The following is a 19,074-nucleotide window of genomic DNA, read 5'->3' as shown; positions in this document are numbered from 1 at the left end:
GCGGCGCGGGCCCTGCCCGCACCCGCTTGCGTTCATCCGCCGCCAAGGCGGAATGCTTCCTTCTCGATCGCCATGAAGGCGCGCCCGATCGCACCGACCGGAGCGTAGAATACCGATCCCTTCGCGCCTTCGAGATCGGCGAAGAAATGGCCGGCCCAGGGCGCGATATGGCGGTTGAAGAACTCCCGCTGCCGGGCGAGCGGCGCGGGCGGGCCGAAGCGGCCCTCGATCAGTCCGGCCATCATCTCCATCAGGCTGGCGATATTGTCCTCCGGTTCGAACACGTTGTCGGCCCGCGCGATCGACGCCGCGGCCATGTCGCGGCGAAGCTGCGCCAGCGGCTTTTCGTTGAGGAAACCCGTGAGGTAGAAGCTCGCATAGGGCAGAAGCTCGCCCCGGCCGAGACCGATGAACAGGTCGTTGAACTCCCGCTCGACCGAGGACGGCACCGCGGACTGCGCCAGTTTCGCCAGCGTCCCGATGCCACGGCCAAGCGCGCTGTCGTCGCCGGTCAGGGTCGCGCATTTGCGCAACAGCCGCAGATCGGGAGGCGCCGCCAGCAGGGCCGCGAGGAAGTCGTAAAGGTCGGCACGAAGCCGGTCTTCCTCGGCGATGGTCAGTTTTTCGGCGGTCTCGCTCACGCGGATGTTCCTTCCGTGGTCTCGTCAAAGCTGAAGCGCATGTGCCGGCGTGGAGCAAGTGCGGGCTCCGGCGCCTCTTCGGTGGCGGGCAGCGCCTCGGCAGCGCCATCGTCAGTCGCGTCGATCTCCGGCGCGGTGTCCCCCGGCGCCGCGCTTTCCGGTTCCGGGGCCGTCCCGGCCAGCGCCGCCACATGGCGCAGCATCCCGCGCCCGACCTGATAGGCGGTCCTCAGATCCGCCGTCACCGTCGCGGCGTCCGACAAGTCCTCGCCATGATCGACGAGGCCGTCGAGGTTGGCAAGCACCGGGTTCGTTCGCCAGAGCCGCCGCAGGGCCCGCCGGCGCAAATGCTCGGGCACCGAGGGCCGCATGAATGCGGCGAAATCGTCGCCCTGCCCCATCGTGTCGGGATCGCTCAGTTCCAGCTCGGCGAGCAGTTCCTCGTCGGTCTTTTCGGCCTGTTCCCGCTCCAGCTCCGCCCGCGCCTCTGCCGCCTCGGCGGCACGGCGCGCCGCCTCTTCCGCCGCGGCCTCCGCTTCCACGGCGGCGCGGCGGCGGGACCAGAAATCGTTGGTGCGCGACGCATCAACCATCACGCATCCCCCCGGACGGCACCACGCGGGGCGCGATAGACATCGGCCATCTGCCGGATCCGCGCATCGCCGCGCCCGTCCTCGACAAGGTCGATCCGCTCGCGGTCGCGCCTGCGCTTCAGGAACGGCTCCTCGACATAATGCGTCGCGACGAAGTCGGCGACCCAGGCGATCAGGCCGGCCGGCATCGGGACCAACTCGATCAGCCCGTCGCCGCTGTCCATGTAATCCTGCCCCTCATAGGCCGAGGCGGTGACGAGCGCCGGTTTCCACGGCATCGCCGCATCTTCTGCATCATCGTCGCGCAGAACGACGACGAGGCCGGGGATGCGGGCCGACAGCGTGACCTGATAGGCCTCGGTATCGGTGGAGAAGAGGTCGAGCGGCAGCGTCGCCGCATGATACTCGACCGCCTCACCCTCGCGGCGAAGCTCGCGCCAGTCCGCCGGGCCGGCCCCCGGCAAAAGCGCCGTCACCTTCCAGGCCCAGGCGGCCCAGCGGGTCACGCCCGGTGTCTTGCGGACGACGATGCCGATGGGCATGGATGCGCGGATAAGCGCCATCGCGACAGAGACCCTCCCCTTGAGGCGCCCGCCTCTGTCAGGCGGCGCCTGAGGTGAAGCCTTGCCCCAATACCGGCGCGGACCAAGAAAAATCTTCGCGAATCAAGCGAATTTGTCCCGGCGCCAAGGCGGAGGGACATTTTGTCCACATTGGTGCCGACCCGGCCTGAACGGTCTGGACGAATTGTCCCGCCGGCCATACCCGCCTGTTTTCGTCGGAATAAATCCGCGCCCGACACCGTCGAATCGTTCACGATCCGAGGATTTGCCTTGCCGCTGGCCGGCCTTTCGTGCCTAGCTTCCTTCGGCAAACGGTCGCCAGAACAAGAACCGCGCCGCACATCTGGGGAGGATGATGCCCAAGCACTTGATTCTATGCGATTGTCTCGGCAGTCAGATAATCGACCGGGACACCGTCGGCAAAGCCACGGGCCTCGCCTGCTCCCGTGTTCACACTGCACTTTGCACCCGGGAGATGGACCGGGCGGCCGCTGCGATCACCGACGGCGATGCGATCATCGCCTGCGCGCAGGAAGCCGCGCGCTTTGCCGAACTCGCCGCCGATCTCGGCAGGCCGGCCCCCGATATCGTCGACATTCGCGACCGCGCGGGATGGTCGGAGGACGGCGATACCGCACCGAAGATGGCGGCGCTCGTGGCCGAGGCGCTCATCCCCCCGGCCCCGGTCAAGTCACTCGACGTGATCAGCGAGGGGACCTGCCTGATCCTTGGCAAGCCGGACGTCGCGCTCGCGGCGGCCGAACGGCTGGCGGACGCGCTCGCCGTGACCGTCCTGCTCGACACGGAGGTGGAGCCGCCGGCCTCGCGGGCCTTCGAGGTGGTGCTCGGACGCCTGCGCGGCGCGACCGGCACGCTCGGCGCCTTCTCGGTCCGCATCGACGCGCTCCGGCAGATGCAGCCCGGCGGTCGCGGCGACTTCGCCTTCACCGAGGCGCGTGACGGGGCTGTGACGCGCTGCGACGTGATCCTCGACCTGACGGGCGCATCGCCGCTTTTCCCGGCCCCGCACAAGCGTGACGGCTATATCCGCGCCGATCCCGGCGACCCGAACGCGGTCGCGGCAACGGTCTTCGAGGCCGCCCAGCATGTCGGCACGTTCGAAAAGCCGCTCCATCTCGCTTTTGAAGAGACGCTCTGCGCCCATTCCCGCGCCGGGCAGACCGGCTGCACCCGCTGCCTCGACATCTGCCCGACCGGCGCGATCCGGCCCGACGGCGATCACGTCGCCATCGACCCTCTGGTCTGCGCCGGATGCGGAGTCTGTTCGGCGCTCTGCCCCTCGGGCGCGATCACCTACGATGCGCCGCCGGTCGCGCATCTGCTGACCCGCATCCGGGTTCTGGCGGAAACCTACCGCGCCGCCGGCGGCGCAGCACCCCGCCTTCTCGTCCATGACACTCCGCACGGGGCGGAAATGATTTCCCTCGCCGCCCGATACGGGCGCGGGCTGCCGGCCGATGTCATCCCGCTGGACGTGCCGGCCCTCGCCGGGTTCGGCCATGCCGAGATGCTGGCGGCACTCGCCCTCGGCTTCGTTGCCGTCGATATCCTGCCCGCACCGCGCACGGAACTGGACCCGATCCGCAGCGAACGCGCCCTTGCGGCGGCGATGGGCGGCGGTGATCGCCTGCGCCTTCTTGACGTCAGCGATCCCGAGGCGCTGTCCGATACGTTATATGGCCATCGCCTTGAACGCGCCGAGTTCGATCCAGTCCTGCCGCTCGGCAATCGACGCCAGGTCGCAAGGCTCGCCGCCAGGACCTTGCTCGGGGCTGCGCGGGAACCGATCCCCCTGCCACATGGCGCGCCCTATGGCGCGGTTCTCGTCGACACCGGGGCCTGCACGCTCTGCCTGTCCTGCGCCTCTCTCTGCCCGTCCGGGGCGCTTCTCGACAATCCCGACACGCCGCAACTGAGGTTCCGCGAGGATGCCTGCCTGCAATGCGGGCTTTGCGCGACGGTCTGTCCCGAAGATGCAATCACGCTCGTCCCGCGCTTCGATCCCTCCGACGCCGCCCTCGGTCAGACTGTCCTGAACGAGGAGGAGCCTTTCGCCTGCATCGAATGCGGCAAACTCTTCGGGGTCCGCTCCACGGTCGAGAAGATCATGGAGAAGCTCGCCGGCAAACACCCGATGTTCGCGGAAAGCGACAGCGGACGGCTGATCCAGATGTGCGACGACTGCCGGGTCCGGGCGCAGTATCACGGGCAGGCCAACCCCTTCGCGGCGGGCGAGCGGCCGCGCGTGCGCACCACTGACGACTATCTTTCAAAGCGCCGGGATCACTGATGCCGGGGTCAGCGGTTGACGATCTCGCCGCCCAGATCGGCGGCGGTCAGGCCGGCGGCGTAGGCCTGCACGGCCTCCACCTCGTCGAGGGAGAGCGTCACCGGCACGATGGGCGGCGGCAGCATGGGGTCGAAGGGCGGGCTCAGCCCGTCCACCCGAAGGAACGCCGGATGAGGGTTCAGCGCGTAGAAGCGCCCGAACCGCTCGGCCCAGTCCGGCAGCGCCTTCATCGCCGGGAAGGAGGGGGTGGACCCGATCCCGATCCCCCGCGAATCGGCCGAGACCCGGTGACAGCGGGCGCAGTGGATCTCGGCGACCTTGCGGCCGAGTTCGGCGTTCCCGGTGATTGTCACTTGCGGGGCCGCGGCCTCTACCGCCGCACTCTCGAAAGGTGGGCCGTTCTCGGGCTGGAAGGCGCGGATCGCGGTCTGGCCGATCTCGGAGCCGAGCCAGTCGGCGAAGACCTTGGCGGCCGGATTGCCGCTGTCGAGCGTCACGGCATAGGTCACGCCGCCGCGCGCCATCACCGGCTGCCCGGTGCCGTCGTCGGGACCGAGCCGCGCATCGGCGCCGCTGTCGGCAAGCTGCACCCGTCGTGCGGTCTTGAGCGCGAAGCGCGGCAGGATATAGTCCAGAAGTCCGCTCGCCACGATCTCCGGCGCGGCGGACAGGCCGAACTCCCGCGCCTCCTCCGCCCGAAGCGGCAGGACGAGGGTCAGTGCGAGGGCGAGGCCGAACAGATTCCGCATTGCGCACTCCTCCCGGCGGACAGGCTAGGGACGGCACGCGGTACGGGTCAACCATCAAGGAAAGGAGTCCATTATGGACGATGAGTTCAACATGTCGATGCGCAAGTTCCTCAAGCAGGTCGGCGTGACCTCGCAACAGGCGATCGAGGACGGCGTGCGCAAGGCCGGCGCCGATGCGGCAGGCCGCAGTTTCACCGCAAAGATGGTGCTGACGATCGACGGGCTCGATGTCGAGCATGTGGTGACGGGCAAGATCACCGGACCCTCGGCATGAGCCTTGGACGCGACGACGTTCTGAACGCTCTGAAGTCCGTCGCCGATCCCGTCGGCGGCAAGGATATCGTGTCCGCCGGCCTGGTGCGCGCCCTGACCGTCGAGGATGGCGCGGTGCGCTTCGTGCTGGAAATCGACCCGGCCCGCGCGGCCCGGATGGAGCCCGCCCGCGCGGAGGCGGAGGCAAAGGTACGCGCCCTGCCGGGGGTCGGCTCCGTCTCGGTCGTGATGACCGCGCATTCGGCCGCGCCCCCGCCGCCCGATCTGAAGACCGGCGCGAAGCCGAAGCCGCAGGGGCCGGCGAAGATCGCGGGCATCGACCGGATCGTCGCCATCGCGTCCGGCAAGGGCGGCGTCGGCAAATCGACCGTCGCCGCCAACCTCGCCGCCGCCCTCTCGGCCGAGGGGCGGCGCGTCGGACTTCTGGACGCCGACGTCTACGGTCCGTCGCAGCCCCGGATGCTCGGCGTCACGGGGCGCCCCGCCTCGCCCGACGGAAAGACCATCCTGCCCCTGCGCAATCACGGCGTGACGCTGATGTCGCTCGGCCTGATGACGCGCGACGACGAGGCGGTCGTCTGGCGCGGGCCGATGCTGATGGGGGCGTTGCAACAGATGCTCTTCCAGGTGCAGTGGGGCGCGCTCGACGTTCTTCTCGTCGACCTGCCGCCCGGCACCGGCGACGTGCAGATGACCCTGGCGCAGAAGGCCGAGGTAACGGGCGCGGTCATTGTCTCGACCCCGCAGGACATCGCCCTTCTCGACGCGCGGAAGGGGATCGACATGTTCCGCAAGATGGGCACGCCGATCCTCGGCATGATCGAGAACATGGCCGTCCATGTCTGTTCGAACTGCGGGCACGAGGAGCATATCTTCGGCCACGGCGGTGTGCGGGCAGAGGCGGAAAAGCTCGGGGTGCCGCTTCTGGCCGAGATCCCGCTCCATCTCGACATCCGGACCGCCGCCGACGGCGGCGCGCCGGTCGTGGTGTCGAAATCCGCCTCGCCCCAGGCCCGCGCCTTCCGCGACCTTGCGAAACGGCTCATCGCGGACGGGCTTGCATGACGCAGATCCCGACCTTTCCACCGCTGATGAGGGGGCTCGCGGCCGGGCCGGCCAACCCGTTCAAGATCGCCTGCGATCAGGCGCGGCGGGGGGTCGATGCCGGGCTTCTCACCTGGTCGGTCTCGCCCGAGCGCCTGCGCGCCGCGCTGGTGCTTGCCCCCGAAGTCGCCCTGGAACCGGCGATGGCGGCCTTCATCGCCTGCGGGCTCGGGCTCCAGAACGCACTCGGCGTTCTGGCACCACCGGAAACGGCGGTGCATCTCGACTGGTCGGGGGGCGTTCGCCTCAACGGCGCGCATACCGGCGGGCTCCGGCTCTGGTCGTCCACCCGCGACCCCGCCGCCCTGCCCGACTGGCTTGTGGTCGGGCTGGAACTGACGTTGAAACTGCCGCCGGAATGGGAACCGGGCGAAACCCCGGACCGCACCGCGCTCGACCATGAGGGCTGCGGCGATCTCGACCCCGTCGACATCCTCGAAGGCTGGTCCCGCCACAGCCTCGTCTGGATCAACCGGCTTGACGACCAGGGTGGGCGGGCGGAGCTGCACCGGGAATGGTCCGGCCTCGCCTGGAACCTCGGCAAGCCGGTCGCGATGGCGCTGCCCGATGAGCGGCTCGCCGGGACATTCCTCGGGGTCGACGAGAATTTCGGCATGCTCCTGAAGACCAACGGCACAACCCGGCTGATCCCGCTATCGCGGATCATCGAGGAGGACTGATATGCACCTCGCCCGCGCGATCCATTTCGACGAAAGCGACCGCAACGTGTTTCACAGCCCGGCGCGGACCGGCGAATGGGCGATCTCGGGCGGGTTCGAGTTTTCCAACTGGTCCGAGGCGGATCTGACCGGCAAGGCGCGGCAGGCCTTTGCGAATGGCTGGCTCGGCGTGGAAACCTTCGGCCGCGTCACCTTCGTCGCCGTTACCCGGATCGAACCCGACGAATACGAAAGCCTCGTCGACCGGCTCGCCCGGCATTTCGTCGATGTCTACGGCGCGCCGTCGGCCGAGGCCGCGCGCCCCGTCGCGGCCGAGGAGATTTCGCAGATGGCCGAACTTTGCGCCGATCATCCGCCGAACACGATCCTGACCGTCCTGCGCGAATTGACGGAAGCAGGTGTTCGCGAACAGTTCCGGTTCATCGAGGCGAGCGAGGCCGGGCTCGACCAGTTCGCGATCCACGGAGAGCTTGACGGCTGACGCGTCGCGTTCCCGGTTGCGCCGGCCCCCGCGCCGGTGTTCTTCTTCGGCCGGACTCCCACAGGAACCCAAGGACCGCCACATGCCAGCCGACCGCAACGTGCTTTTCGTCGTCATCGACCAGTTGCGGGCCGACTGCCTCTTCGGGGCTCTCGCGGATCACGTGGATCTGCCCAACCTCCGGGCCCTGATGGCGGACGCGGTGTCGTTCCGCCGCCACTATTCCGTGGTCAATCCCTGCGGCCCGTCGCGGGCGTCGATCCTGACCGGGCAATATGCGATGAACCACCGGTCCACCCGGAACGGAACGCCCCTGCGCCACGACACGCCGAACCTCGCGACCGAGGTGCGGAAGGCCGGCTGGCTGCCGCTTCTCTTCGGCTACACCGACACGACGCAGGACCCGCGCGCCTTTCCGCCCGGTGATCCGGTGCTGAAGAGCTACGAGCAGGTGATGCCGGGTTTTCAGGAAGTGGTCGAGATGCGGCTTGAGGAAAGCTTGCCCTGGCGGGCGCATCTGACGGCGAAGGGCTATGACGTTCCGCCCTATCCCGACATCTTCCGCCCGGCCGGGCCGCGCCCCGACGATCCGGCCCTCTACCGGGCCGAGGACAGCGACACCGCCTTCCTGACGGACCAGACGCTCGCCGCGCTTCGGGTTCGCAAGCCCGGCTGGTTCGCGCATCTGACCTATATCCGCCCGCATCCGCCATTGGTGGCCCCCGCGCCCTACAACCGCATGTACGACCCCGCCACCCTGCCGCTGCCTGTCCGCATCGGCCCGGTGGAGGCCGAACGCGCGCGCCACCCGCTGATCGCGGCGAGCCATGCGAAGGCCCCGATCTCCTCCACGGTCGAGGGCTTTCCCGACCTCGCCCCCACGGACGAGAACGTTCAGATACTGCGGGCGATCTATCTCGGGCTCGCGACCGAGGTCGATCACCACCTCGGCCGGGTCATCGGCTTTCTGAAGGACACCGGCCAGTACGACAGCACCCTGATCGTCGTCACCGCCGATCACGGCGAGATGCTCGGCGATCATCACGCCTGGGGCAAGTCGACCTTCTACGACGCCGCCTACCATACCGCCCTGATCATCCGCGACCCGTCGCTGCCCGCGCAGTTCGGCCGTGCGGTCGACCTGCCGACCGAGGCCGTCGACGTCACACCCACGATCCTCGACTGCCTCGGTCTGCCGGTCCCGCATTCGATGGACGGACACAGCCTCGCGCCACACCTGAAGGGCGAAACTCCCGAGACATGGCGGACCTATACGTTCTCCGAACTCGATTTCGGCGACCCGGTTGCCCCGCACCCAGCCTTCGCGGCGCTCGGCCTCGCACCGGAGGAGGCGAACCTGGCGATTCTTCGCGGGCCGACCCATACGCTCGTGCATGTCAACGCCGGCCTGCCGCCGCTTCTTTTCGATCACCGTGCGGAAGGCGAGATGCTCGACATCGCGGCGGAGCCGGACGCGCAGCCAGCGCTCCTTGCGATGACGCGGGCGATGCTCGACCATCGGATGCGCCACGCCAACGCGCTCTTCGCCCGAACGATGGTCACCAGCGACGGCGTCGTGTCGGTGCCCCGCGCGTGACCGCGCGGACCAATCGGGCGACGGGACCCGATCCCCGCACGCACCTCGACTTTCGAATGTCGCAAAGCAAATCCGCTTGACGGAAAATTGTTCGCAATCACATAATTTGGTCACGCGTCCGCACCGTTCCGAATGACCCGGCCCGCGCCCGCCGCCAGCCTTGACGCAGCTCGATGGCAACCGGCGCCTGGCCTTACCCGAAAGGATGCACTGGACATATACGGAGTTGCCGGCCCTGCGTAGCCTTTCTGTTACCGTGGCCGGATACGTCAAAAAAACCATAAGCTTCCGGTAAGCAAAAACGACAGGAGAGATCATGAAGAAATTGCTGTTAGGCAGCGTGGCGTTGCTGGTCATCCCGGCCGCCGCGTTCGCGAACTGCCCGGGGATAACCGTTGCGGATATGGGGGGTGTCGCAGCCGGCGCCTTTCCCGAACAATATGACCTGAGCGAGTTCCAGGCGGCCGCAGGCTGCACGATGGAACTGTCCGAAAACCCGGCCATCGGCGATCTGAACGGTCAGATCCGCGCGAACCCGGCGCTGGCCTCGGTCGCCGAGCGTCTGCCCGAGGACCCGCTGGTCGTCGTGCCCTACGATTCCGTCGGCAAATACGGCGGAACGCTCGACGCGCTGTCGAACGCGACCGAGGCGGGCACGTCCGACTTCATGTCGCTTCGCCACGTCAACCTCGTACGCTACTCGGACGACCTTGAAACCATCGTGCCGAATGTCGCGAAAAGCTGGGAGTGGAACAACGACTTCACCAAGCTGACCTTCCATCTGCGCAAGGGCCACAAGTGGTCTGACGGTCAGCCCTTCACCTCGGCCGACGTCAAGTTCTGGTACGACAACCTCGCGCTCGACCCGAACGTCATCGAGAAACCGAAGGACTATGTTCTGGTCGCCGGCGAACGGATGACGGTCGACACGCCGGATGACGAGATGGTGGTCTTCAACCTTCCGGCGCCGAAGCCGGGGCTGCTCGCCCACTTCGCGACGCACTTCGCGCAGGCCTTCCAGCCCAAGCACTTCCTCGGCAAGTTCCATCCGGAGATCAACCCGGATGCCGACAAGGAAGCCCAGGCGCTCGGCTTCGCGAACGGCTACGAGGTGATCAAGGCCTACTACGGCAACTCCGACTGGATGGACACCGCCACGCCGATGCTGAACTCGCCCGACAAGGTGGCGAACATGCCGGCCGACGCGGCGCCGACGCTAGAAAGCCATATCGTCATCCGCGAAACGACCGAGGGCCGGCACTTCGTCGCCAATCCCTACTTCTTCCAGGTTGACCCGACGGGCCAGCAGCTTCCCTACATCAACGAGATGGACGAACTCTTCGCCAACGACCAGGAAGTGCGCCTTTTGAAGCTCGTCAACGGCGAGGCGGACTACAAGAGCCAGTCGCTCCAGTTGTCCGACGCCCCGTTCCTGCTCGAGAACCAGGAAAAGGGCGGCTACTCGATCCAGCTGAAGCCGAAGATCGCCATGCATGCGGTGTCGTTCAACGTCACCTCGGCGGATGAGGAAAAGCGCGCCGTCTTCGGCGACCTGCGGTTCCGCAAGGCGATGTCGATCGCGATCAACCGCGAGGCGCTGAACGAGACCGCGTATTTCGGCGAGGGAACGATCCAGCAGTATACCGGCTTCTCGCCGCTGCCGGACTATATCGATCCGAAGTGGAAGACCTTCGCGACCGAGTTCGACCCGGACGGCGCCAAGGCGCTTCTGGACGAGGTCGGCGTCGTCGACAAGGACGGCGACGGAATGCGCGACCTGCCCTCGGGGGCGCCCCTGGTCCTGAACCTGCAATTTGCGACCCAAGGCATCGCCGGTCAGGTCGTCGAGCTCTTCGCGCAGGATTGGGCCAATGTCGGCATCAAGACCGCTGTGAAGGAAATCACGCCGGACGAATACCGCTCGGCCCAATCCTCCAACCAGCTTGATGTGGGCCTGTGGGAGAAGGGCCAGCCCGTCGGCATCATCATGGGCAACAACGAGCTCTGGGTGCCGCCGTTCGAGAACTACTTCGCCCACCGCACCGGTATGCTTTGGGCCGAATGGGTCGACAGCAACGGCGCCAGCGGGGTGGAGCCTCCCGACTACGTCAAGCAGCTGATGGCCGACATCAACTTGCTGCAATCGACGCCGTCGGGCACGGATGAGTTCAAGGCGATCGCGAACCGCCTGGTCGAGAACATGACCTCGAACCTGCTGTTCATCGGCACGGCGCTGACGCCGGATCCGATCTACCACCGGAACGCGCTCAAGAACTTCCCGGAGTTCAAGACCGCGTCCTACGAATACTACCGCACCTACCCGTACCGGGCGTCGCAGTGGTACTTCGACGAGTGACGGCGTGACCTGACAGAGCCATCGGCCGGGGCGCGTGATCGCTCGCCCCGGCCTGACGTCGTCTCCGACCGACAGGACGCGCTAGACCATGGCCCAATTTGCCCAATTCGCGCTGACCCGTGCCTTCATGGCGCTGGTGACGCTTCTCACCGTGTCGCTCATCGTTTTCACGCTGATGGAGCTGGTACCCGGCACCTGCGCGGAACGCTACCTGGCGTTCAAGAACACCCAAGGCTCCCAGATCACCATCGCCGACATCGCGGCGGAGGAAAAACGCCTCGGCCTCGACCGGCCGTTCCCGGAACGCTGGGGCAAGTGGGTCTACAACGTCTTCGTCCACGGCGAGTTCGGCGACAGCTGCATCCTGCGCCTCAACATCAACCAGCTTCTCGCGGACAAGTTCTGGATCTCGCTCGGCATCTGCATGGCGGCGCTGATCCTGTCCTACGCGATCGCGGTGCCGATCGGTATCATATCGGCGAGTTCCACCAATCCGGTGACCAACAATTCGCTTCGCTTCGTGAGCTATCTTGGCCTCGCCCTGCCCAACTTCCTCCTCGCGCTGATCATCATGCTCTTCTCGACCGTCGTCTTCGGCGACAGTCTGACCGGGCTCTTCTCGAAGGAATACCGGGACGCGGCCTGGAGTTGGGCGAAGTTCGGCGACTTCCTCAGCCGGGCCTGGCTGCCGGTCTTCATCCTCGGCTGGTCGGCGACCGCCTTCGCGCTCCAAACGGTGCGGGCGCTGATGCTGGACGAGATCGGGAAGCTTTACGTCACCGCCGCCGCCGCGCGCGGGGTGTCGGGCTCGAAGCTTCTCTGGCGCTATCCGGCCAAGCATTCACTGGGGCCGGTGATCAACTCGCTCGGCTTCGACCTCAACCGCATCTTCAACGAATTGCCCATCGTCGCGCTGATCCTGACGCTGACGGAATCGGGCGCGCTTCTCTTCGAAAGCCTCGCCCGGTCGAACGACCAGCAGCTTGCCGGCGCGATCATCTTCCTCTTGACGGCCAGTATCGTGGCGCTGAACTTCGCCACCGACATCCTGCTGGCCCTGATCGACCCGCGCGTGCGCCGCGGCATGATGGGATAAGCGATGTTCGGACGCAAGACAGCCACCGTCGGCGGGATCGACCAGAAGGCCAAGGAAGCCTATTTCACCGCCTCGCAGGGCCAGCTCATCTGGGCGCGCTTCAAGGGCAACCGCACCGCGATGATCGCCGCCTGGGCGCTGGTACTCATGATCATGATGGGCCTGTTCGCGCCCTTCCTGTCGCCCTACGACCCGACCATCGCCGGGCGGGACGAGAATTACGAGAACGGCGCGCCGCAGTTCCCGAAGTTCAGCGACGAGAACGGGTTTTCCATCCGCCCCTTCATTTACGCGACCGAGCGTGAACGCTCCATCAAGACCAACTTCCGCTGGGTGGTGACGGAGAACCGGGATCACCGGCTCTACGTCCGCTTCTTCGTCCGCGACTGGGACTACAAGATTCTTGGCGTCGTTCCGTCCGATATCCACCTCTTCGGCGTCGACGAGGGCGGCAAGATTCACCTCTTCGGCACCGATGCCAGCGGCAAGGACATCTTTGGCCGAACCCTCCACGCGATCTGGACATCCCTCGCCGTCGGCACGCTCGGCGTTCTCATCTCCTTCGTCCTGGCGCTGATCATCGGCGGGGTCGCCGGCTATTTCGGCGGCTGGATCGACAGCGTCCTCCAGATGATCACCGACGCGATCCGGACAGTGCCCTCGATCCCGCTTTTCATGGCGCTCGCCGCCTTCATGCCCGACCACTGGTCGTCCGAGACACGGTTCTTCTTTATCTCGATCATCCTCGGCCTGATCGGCTGGCCGACACTGGCGCGACGAATACGAACCCACCTTCTGACCGAGCGGACACAGGAATACGTGCTCGCCGCCGAGCTTTGCGGCGCCTCGCCCGGCCACATCATCCGGCGGCACCTGCTGCCCTCGTTCACAAGCTACATAATCGTCGACCTGATGATCTCGTTTCCCTACATGGTGCGTTCGGAAACCGCGCTTTCCTTCATCGGCCTCGGCCTCAAGGATCCGGTCAACTCGCTCGGCGCGCTGATGCAGAACGTCTCAAAGGCCGACGTCCTTCTGAACTACCAGTGGTATTTCATTCCCGTCATCTTCTTCGTGGCGCTGGTTCTCGCCTTCGTCTTCGTCGGCGACGGCTTGCGCGACGCGGCGGACCCCTATTCGGATACGAAGAAATGACGGCACTGATCGAAGTCAAGAACCTCACGCTCAAGTTCCGCACCGACGAGGGGCTGATCACCGCCGTAGACGATGTGAGCTTTTCCATCGACAAGGGTCAGGTCATGGGGCTGGTCGGCGAAAGCGGTTCGGGCAAGTCGGTGACGGCGAAGGCCCTGATGCATCTCAATGCGAAGAACGCGTTCTACAGCCCTGAAAGCAGGATCACTCTGCACACGGACACCGGACCCGTCGACGTCCTGGCGTTGAAGACGGCGCGCGAGCTGAAGGTCGTGCGCGGCGGCGCGATCTCGATGATCTTTCAGGAACCGATGGCGAGCTTCGCGCCCGCCATCACCATCGGCAAGCAGATGGTGGAGCAGTTGCAGCTCCATTCCGACATGTCGAAGGCGCGGGCGCGGGAAATCTCCATTGAGATGCTCGACCGGGTCGGCATCTCGGATCCGGGCCGCCGCGTCGACCAGTATGCGTTCGAGCTATCGGGCGGGATGCGGCAGCGGGCGATGATCGCGATGGCGCTGTCGACCAAGCCGAAGCTTCTGATCGCGGACGAACCGACGACAGCCCTCGACGTCACGATCCAGGCGCAGGTGATTGACCTGATGAAGGACCTCGTCAGCGAATTCCACATGGGCATCATCTTCATCACCCACGACCTCGGCGTGATCGCCCAGACCGCCGACAAGGTCAGCGTCATGTATCTCGGCAGGCTGATCGAGGAAGGCCCGGTGCGCGAGGTGATCCGCAATCCGAAGCATCCCTATACGCAAGGGCTCCTTGCCGCGCTGCCGAAGCTCGACGATCTCGACGCGCCGCTCACGCCGGTCGCGGGCGACATCCCGTCGCCGCTCGAACGGCCGACGGGCTGCGTCTTTCATACCCGATGCCCGAAATACATCGGCGACATCTGCAAGACGGCACTGCCGCATGACACCCAGGTCGACGCCTCCCACCGGGTCGCCTGCCACCTGTACCAGGAGGTCCCGGCATGAGCGGCAACCTTCTCATCTCGGCCCGCGACCTTTCGGTCGGGTTCAGGATCGGGTCCGGCTTCTTCGGAAAGTCGATCCTCAAGGCCGTCGATCACGTCAACCTCGATATCGAAAAGGGCTCCTTCTTTGGCCTCGTCGGCGAAAGCGGCTCCGGCAAGACAACGCTCGGCCGGGCGCTCCTGAAAGCCGTGCCGATGACGGGCGGCACCGCGCGCTACACCGATGGCGAGGTCGATCTGGACCTGACGACGCTGACCGGCCCGGCGCTCAAGGATTACCGAAAACGGGCGCAGCTGATCTTCCAGGATCCCTACGCGGCCCTCAGTCCGCGCATGACCGTGCGCGACATCATCGCCGAACCGCTCGAGGTGATGGGCCTGACCAGGACGCGCGAGGAAACCGACGCAAGGGTGCGCGAGATCGCGGCGAAATGCCGGTTGAACCTCGAACACCTCCGGCGTTTCCCGCACGCCTTCTCGGGCGGTCAGCGGCAGCGGATCTCCATCGCCCGCGCGCTGGTGTCGGGCCCGCAATTCATCGTCGCCGACGAAAGCGTCGCCGCCCTCGATGTTTCGATCCAGGCCGACGTTCTGAACCTCCTGAAGCAGATCCAGCGCGACATGGGGCTGACCTTCCTCTTCATCAGCCACGACCTCTCCGTCGTCGCCCATACCTGCGACCACGTCGCGGTCATGTATCTCGGGCGCCTCGTGGAATCGGCGCCGACGCGGCGCCTCTTCGCGGCACCCCGCCATCCCTACACCCGCGCGCTCTTCTCGGCGATCCCGTCGCTTGACCCGGACGACCGGGGTCGTGCGCAGAAACTGATCGGCGAGATCCCATCGCCCACGAACCAGCCCAAGGGCTGCAAGTTCCATACCCGCTGCCCCTACGCGATCGACCGCTGCAAGGCAGAGGAGCCGGTTCTGGAACATCCCGGCGACGGGCACGAAGTGGCCTGCCACCGCTGGCGCGAGCTTCTCGACGAAAAGGTCGCCTGATCCGACCGGCAGTCCGCTGCCAAAGCGCCGCCATTTCGCACCCGCAGCGACGGAATTGCGGCCATGATCCGTATCAAGGCAAACAGGCGGGCCTCGCCCTAGACGGAACCGGATTGCGCGGAAGGACGGGACCATGGCCGAGAAAGTGGATGACATATCGGCCCTGCTTCACAAGGAAGCGCATGGGCGCCGCTGGGTCGGGGCATTGACCGTGCTTCTCCTCGTCGCGGTGGCGGTCGGCGGCTGGGTCTTCTGGTCCGGCCGCGACAGCGCGGGCGGCCGCGTGATCTATCTCACCGAGGCGGCGACGCGCGGCACGCTTACCGTGACCGTCATCGCCACCGGCACGGTCCAGCCCACCCGGCAAGTCGACGTGTCCTCCGAACTCTCGGGCACGCTTGTCGAGGTGGCGGCGGATTACAACGACCAGGTTCAGGCCGGCGCGGTCCTCGCCCGGCTCGACGATACCAAGCTCAAGGCACAGGTGGCGAATTCCGAAGCCGCACTGGACGCCGCCAAGGCGCGGGTGGCGCAGGCCGAAGCCAATCTTTACGAGGCGGAATCGAACTACGAGGCGCAAGGCAGGCTCGACAAGCTCGGCGCCACCTCGCGCCGCGATTTCATCGGGTACGAGACCACCTACAAGAACGCCAAGGCTGCGTTGTCCATTGCCGAGGCCGATGTCGTGCTTGCGGAGGCCGCGCTGTCCTCCAACCGCTCGGATCTCGAAAAGACCGTGATCCGCTCGCCCATCAACGGCGTCGTCCTCGACCGGGCCGCCGATCCGGGGCAGATCGTCGCCTCATCGCTTTCCGCCCCGACGCTTTTCACAATCGCCGAGGATCTCACGGCGATGGAGCTTCGTGTCGATGTGGACGAGGCCGACATCGGCAAGGTCCGGGTCGGCAACATGGCCAGCTTCACGGTCGACGCCTATAGCGGTCGGGCATTCTCGGCCGAGATCACCCAGGTGCGCTATGCGCCGGAAACGACGGACGGCGTCGTGACCTACAAGGCGGTGCTGACGGTTGAGAACGACGACCTCGCGCTCCGCCCCGGCATGACCGCGACGGCGGCGATCACCGTGGACCGGGTCGAGGACGCCCTGCAGGTTCCGAACGCCGCGTTGCGGTATGCGCCGCCGCAGATCGCGGATGAGGGTGGCAATGGCAGCGGGCTTCTCGGTCTGATCATGCCCCGGCGGCCGAGTGGTTCAGGGTCCGGCGCCACCTCCGGACGGTCCGTCTGGGTGTTGCGTGGCGGTGTCGCCGTCGAGGTCCCGGTCGAGACCGGGGCAAGCGACGGCAGGCAGACGGTGATCCTTTCAGGCGAGGTTGCGGAAGGCGATGCCGTCATCACCGACCAGAGCGAGGCGGGCTAGGATGACAGCGCCCGCGCTCATCGACTTGAGCGGCATCTGCCGGTCCTATGGCAGCGGAGAGGCCGAGGTCCGCGCGCTTGACGGCGTGGACCTTGCGATCCGCAAGGGCGAATTCGTCGCGATCATGGGGCCGTCAGGCTCGGGCAAATCGACGGCGATGAACATCATCGGCTGCCTCGACCGGCCGACGGGTGGGACTTACCGCTTCAACGGCACCGATGTCTCGGCCCTCAGTCGCGACCAGCGGGCGCTACTCCGCCGCCACTATCTCGGCTTTGTGTTCCAGGGGTTCAACCTGCTCGCGCGGACCACGGCGCTCGAAAACGTCGAACTGCCGTTGATCTACAAGGGCCTGCCGCGCGCGCGACGCGCACGGATCGCGGGTGAGGCCCTCGCGAAGGTCGGGCTCCAGGGGCGAGAGCATCACGATCCATCCCAACTCTCGGGCGGCCAGCAACAGCGCGTCGCCATCGCGCGGGCCCTTGCCGGCGATCCGATGGTGATCCTCGCCGACGAACCCACCGGCAACCTCGACACGGCCCGTTCGCGCGAGATCATGGAGCTTCTCGCGGCGCTCAACCGCGACGACGGGATGACCATCGTCATGGTCACGCATGAGGAGGACATGGCGGCCTACGCCCAACGGCGCGTCACTTTCGTCGACGGCCACATCGAGTCCGACCGCCAGACCTCTTTGGAGGTGGCGAAATGATCTGGGAAACCGTCCGGCTGGCGTTTCAGGCGATCCTGCGCAACGCGCTTCGGTCGTTCCTGACGGTGCTCGGCGTGGTGATCGGCGTCGCCGCCGTCATCGCGATGGTGACGATCGGCCAGGGCTCGTCAGAGCAGGTCACGGCAAGCGTCGAGAGCCTTGGCAGCAACGTCCTCATCCTGCGCCCGGGACGGGCGATGATGGGCCCCGGCACCCGTGACGATGCGCCCGCCTTTCGCCTTGCCGATGCCGCGGCTCTGGCGGAGCTTGGCGTGGTCCAAGCGGCCGCTCCCGTCACGTCCAGCAACATGACGGTCGTCTATGGCAACGCGAACGCGACCACGACCGTCACCGGCAGCGACATGAGCTACTTCGAGGTCAACAACTGGCCGATCCTGCGCGGGCGCGGCTTCACCGCCGCCGAGGAAAAGGCCGGCGGCGCCGTCTGCCTCGTAGGCGAGACGGTGCGCCAGACTCTGTTCGGCAATACCGACCCGACCGGAGAGGTAATCCGCCTCAAGACGATTTCCTGCGAGGTCATCGGCCTGTTGCAAGCGAAGGGCGCGTCCTCCTTCGGCATGGATCAGGACGACGTCGTCATCGTCCCGATCCGCATGATGCAACGCCGGATCGCCGGGAATGCCGAGGTCTCCTCGATCCGGGTCGCGCTGGCGCAAGCCGTCACCACCGACCGCGGCATCCGCGAGATCGAGGCCCTGATGCGCGAACGCCGCCGGATCGACATCGGCGAGATGGATGACTTCTCGGTCACCGACATGAAGGAGATCTCCTCCATGCTGACCGGGATCAACAACGTTCTCACCGGGCTATTGTCGGCCGTCGCGGCGGTGAGCCTGCTCGTCGGCGGGATCGGGATTATGAACATCATGCTGGTTTCCGTCACCGAGCGCACCCGCGAGATCGGCATCCGTCTAGCGGTCGGCGCGCAGTCGCGTCAGGTGCTGATGCAGTTCCTGATCGAGGCCATTGTCCTGTCGCTCATCGGCGGGGTGATCGGCATCGTCCTTGGCCTCGCGCTGGCGTTTATCGGCGCGCAGATCATGACGATTCCGTTCTCGCCGAGCCTGCCGGTTATCGCGCTGGCCTTTGTTTTCTCGGCCTTCGTCGGCATCGTCTTCGGCTATTTCCCCGCCCGCTCCGCCGCCCGCCTCGATCCGATCGAGGCCCTGCGCTACCAGTGAAGCTTCCAACCACCTCCCGCTGACAGGCGAACTATGGGTGACAGGACATGCCGCCCCGAGGCCCGTTCTCATCACTCAGGTGATCCGCGTAAGAAAACCGGCCGCGCTTGCGGACGGCCGGCTGGTCTTATTTCATTCCTTACGTCTTCTACCCGGCGACCGGGATCGGTTCCGAAATCGTCCATTC

General features: G+C 66.4%; 18 protein-coding genes. 14 read left to right on the top strand and 4 right to left on the bottom strand.

Annotated features, from left to right (window positions below; all coding sequences use genetic code 11):
- Positions 1-32: 32 nt before the first annotated feature.
- Genes V5734_RS10490 through V5734_RS10480 form a run of 3 tightly spaced genes read right to left on the bottom strand, consistent with a single transcriptional unit; the run spans position 33 to position 1,797 of the window.
- Positions 33-641 carry a TorD/DmsD family molecular chaperone gene (locus tag V5734_RS10490; protein WP_347313448.1) on the bottom strand — a complete coding sequence of 203 codons (609 nt, stop codon included), beginning with the start codon at positions 639-641 and terminating at the stop codon, positions 33-35.
- Complete coding sequence (locus V5734_RS10485) at positions 638-1,234, bottom strand: DUF3306 domain-containing protein (protein WP_347313447.1); 597 nt, start codon at positions 1,232-1,234, stop codon at positions 638-640. The genes V5734_RS10490 and V5734_RS10485 overlap by 4 nt, the downstream gene beginning before the upstream one ends.
- On the bottom strand, positions 1,234-1,797 hold the full coding sequence (locus V5734_RS10480) for a DUF3305 domain-containing protein (protein ID WP_347313446.1): 564 nt from the start codon (positions 1,795-1,797) through the stop codon (positions 1,234-1,236). The genes V5734_RS10485 and V5734_RS10480 overlap by 1 nt, the downstream gene beginning before the upstream one ends.
- Positions 1,798-2,152: 355 nt before the next feature.
- On the opposite strand from V5734_RS10480, the gene V5734_RS10475 reads away from it, so the two are divergent.
- Positions 2,153-4,108, top strand: coding sequence for a 4Fe-4S binding protein (locus V5734_RS10475; RefSeq protein ID WP_347313445.1), 1,956 nt, complete (start codon positions 2,153-2,155; stop codon positions 4,106-4,108).
- Positions 4,109-4,116: 8 nt separating this feature from the next.
- Here the strand turns inward: V5734_RS10475 and V5734_RS10470 are convergent, their stop codons facing one another.
- Positions 4,117-4,857: a hypothetical protein gene (locus V5734_RS10470; protein WP_347313444.1), complete on the bottom strand. Its 741-nt coding sequence runs from the start codon at positions 4,855-4,857 to the stop codon at positions 4,117-4,119.
- A 73-nt stretch (positions 4,858-4,930) separates the two neighbouring features.
- On the opposite strand from V5734_RS10470, the gene V5734_RS10465 reads away from it, so the two are divergent.
- The 13 genes from V5734_RS10465 to V5734_RS10405 all read left to right on the top strand — a co-directional run bounded on the left by V5734_RS10465 (position 4,931) and on the right by V5734_RS10405 (position 18,887).
- Positions 4,931-5,131 (top strand): DUF6494 family protein, encoded by a 201-nt coding sequence (locus V5734_RS10465; protein WP_347313443.1) that lies wholly within the window; start codon positions 4,931-4,933, stop codon positions 5,129-5,131.
- A complete protein-coding gene (locus tag V5734_RS10460) occupies positions 5,128-6,195 on the top strand; it encodes an Mrp/NBP35 family ATP-binding protein (protein WP_347313442.1) in 1,068 nt (355 codons plus the stop codon). Before V5734_RS10465 ends, V5734_RS10460 begins: the two co-directional genes overlap by 4 nt.
- Positions 6,192-6,914, top strand: coding sequence for a biotin/lipoate--protein ligase family protein (locus V5734_RS10455; RefSeq protein WP_347313441.1), 723 nt, complete (start codon positions 6,192-6,194; stop codon positions 6,912-6,914). Before V5734_RS10460 ends, V5734_RS10455 begins: the two co-directional genes overlap by 4 nt.
- Position 6,915: 1 nt before the next feature.
- The gene (locus tag V5734_RS10450; protein ID WP_347313440.1) at positions 6,916-7,395 is read left to right on the top strand and encodes a DUF6505 family protein; all 480 of its coding nucleotides are present in this window, start codon (positions 6,916-6,918) and stop codon (positions 7,393-7,395) included.
- 82 nt (positions 7,396-7,477) lie between these two features.
- Positions 7,478-8,992, top strand: coding sequence for an alkaline phosphatase family protein (locus V5734_RS10445; protein WP_347313439.1), 1,515 nt, complete (start codon positions 7,478-7,480; stop codon positions 8,990-8,992).
- Positions 8,993-9,308: 316 nt separating this feature from the next.
- Positions 9,309-11,348 carry an ABC transporter substrate-binding protein gene (locus V5734_RS10440; RefSeq protein ID WP_347313438.1) on the top strand — a complete coding sequence of 680 codons (2,040 nt, stop codon included), beginning with the start codon at positions 9,309-9,311 and terminating at the stop codon, positions 11,346-11,348.
- 88 nt (positions 11,349-11,436) lie between these two features.
- A complete protein-coding gene (locus tag V5734_RS10435; RefSeq protein ID WP_347313437.1) occupies positions 11,437-12,444 on the top strand; it encodes an ABC transporter permease in 1,008 nt (335 codons plus the stop codon).
- Between the two features lie 3 nt (positions 12,445-12,447).
- On the top strand, positions 12,448-13,599 hold the full coding sequence (locus V5734_RS10430; protein ID WP_347313436.1) for an ABC transporter permease: 1,152 nt from the start codon (positions 12,448-12,450) through the stop codon (positions 13,597-13,599).
- Positions 13,596-14,591, top strand: coding sequence for an ABC transporter ATP-binding protein (locus V5734_RS10425; RefSeq protein WP_347313435.1), 996 nt, complete (start codon positions 13,596-13,598; stop codon positions 14,589-14,591). The genes V5734_RS10430 and V5734_RS10425 overlap by 4 nt, the downstream gene beginning before the upstream one ends.
- Positions 14,588-15,592: an ABC transporter ATP-binding protein gene (locus V5734_RS10420; protein WP_347313434.1), complete on the top strand. Its 1,005-nt coding sequence runs from the start codon at positions 14,588-14,590 to the stop codon at positions 15,590-15,592. The genes V5734_RS10425 and V5734_RS10420 overlap by 4 nt, the downstream gene beginning before the upstream one ends.
- Before the next feature lie 133 nt (positions 15,593-15,725).
- Positions 15,726-16,973: an efflux RND transporter periplasmic adaptor subunit gene (locus V5734_RS10415; RefSeq protein WP_347313433.1), complete on the top strand. Its 1,248-nt coding sequence runs from the start codon at positions 15,726-15,728 to the stop codon at positions 16,971-16,973.
- Position 16,974: 1 nt separating this feature from the next.
- Positions 16,975-17,685: an ABC transporter ATP-binding protein gene (locus V5734_RS10410; protein ID WP_347313432.1), complete on the top strand. Its 711-nt coding sequence runs from the start codon at positions 16,975-16,977 to the stop codon at positions 17,683-17,685.
- Positions 17,682-18,887 (top strand): ABC transporter permease, encoded by a 1,206-nt coding sequence (locus V5734_RS10405; protein WP_347313431.1) that lies wholly within the window; start codon positions 17,682-17,684, stop codon positions 18,885-18,887. Before V5734_RS10410 ends, V5734_RS10405 begins: the two co-directional genes overlap by 4 nt.
- The last annotated feature ends 187 nt before the right edge of the window (positions 18,888-19,074 follow it).

The sequence above is a fragment of the Defluviimonas sp. SAOS-178_SWC genome, from assembly GCF_039830135.1.
Taxonomy (GTDB): Bacteria; Pseudomonadota; Alphaproteobacteria; order Rhodobacterales; family Rhodobacteraceae; genus Albidovulum.
This window is presented reverse-complemented; position numbering and strand designations above follow the sequence as displayed.

Bases quoted from the DNA above. Each gene is read 5' to 3' on its own strand.
- V5734_RS10485 (WP_347313447.1), bottom strand. From the start codon at position 1,234: ATGGTTGATGCGTCGCGCACCAACGATTTCTGGTCCCGCCGCCGCGCC.
- V5734_RS10480 (WP_347313446.1), bottom strand. From the start codon at position 1,797: ATGGCGCTTATCCGCGCATCCATGCCCATCGGCATCGTCGTCCGCAAG.
- V5734_RS10475 (WP_347313445.1), top strand. From the start codon at position 2,153: ATGCCCAAGCACTTGATTCTATGCGATTGTCTCGGCAGTCAGATAATC.
- V5734_RS10470 (WP_347313444.1), bottom strand. From the start codon at position 4,857: ATGCGGAATCTGTTCGGCCTCGCCCTCGCACTGACCCTCGTCCTGCCG.
- V5734_RS10465 (WP_347313443.1), top strand. From the start codon at position 4,931: ATGGACGATGAGTTCAACATGTCGATGCGCAAGTTCCTCAAGCAGGTC.
- V5734_RS10460 (WP_347313442.1), top strand. From the start codon at position 5,128: ATGAGCCTTGGACGCGACGACGTTCTGAACGCTCTGAAGTCCGTCGCC.
- V5734_RS10455 (WP_347313441.1), top strand. From the start codon at position 6,192: ATGACGCAGATCCCGACCTTTCCACCGCTGATGAGGGGGCTCGCGGCC.
- V5734_RS10450 (WP_347313440.1), top strand. From the start codon at position 6,916: ATGCACCTCGCCCGCGCGATCCATTTCGACGAAAGCGACCGCAACGTG.
- V5734_RS10445 (WP_347313439.1), top strand. From the start codon at position 7,478: ATGCCAGCCGACCGCAACGTGCTTTTCGTCGTCATCGACCAGTTGCGG.
- V5734_RS10440 (WP_347313438.1), top strand. From the start codon at position 9,309: ATGAAGAAATTGCTGTTAGGCAGCGTGGCGTTGCTGGTCATCCCGGCC.
- V5734_RS10435 (WP_347313437.1), top strand. From the start codon at position 11,437: ATGGCCCAATTTGCCCAATTCGCGCTGACCCGTGCCTTCATGGCGCTG.
- V5734_RS10430 (WP_347313436.1), top strand. From the start codon at position 12,448: ATGTTCGGACGCAAGACAGCCACCGTCGGCGGGATCGACCAGAAGGCC.
- V5734_RS10425 (WP_347313435.1), top strand. From the start codon at position 13,596: ATGACGGCACTGATCGAAGTCAAGAACCTCACGCTCAAGTTCCGCACC.
- V5734_RS10420 (WP_347313434.1), top strand. From the start codon at position 14,588: ATGAGCGGCAACCTTCTCATCTCGGCCCGCGACCTTTCGGTCGGGTTC.
- V5734_RS10415 (WP_347313433.1), top strand. From the start codon at position 15,726: ATGGCCGAGAAAGTGGATGACATATCGGCCCTGCTTCACAAGGAAGCG.
- V5734_RS10410 (WP_347313432.1), top strand. From the start codon at position 16,975: ATGACAGCGCCCGCGCTCATCGACTTGAGCGGCATCTGCCGGTCCTAT.
- V5734_RS10405 (WP_347313431.1), top strand. From the start codon at position 17,682: ATGATCTGGGAAACCGTCCGGCTGGCGTTTCAGGCGATCCTGCGCAAC.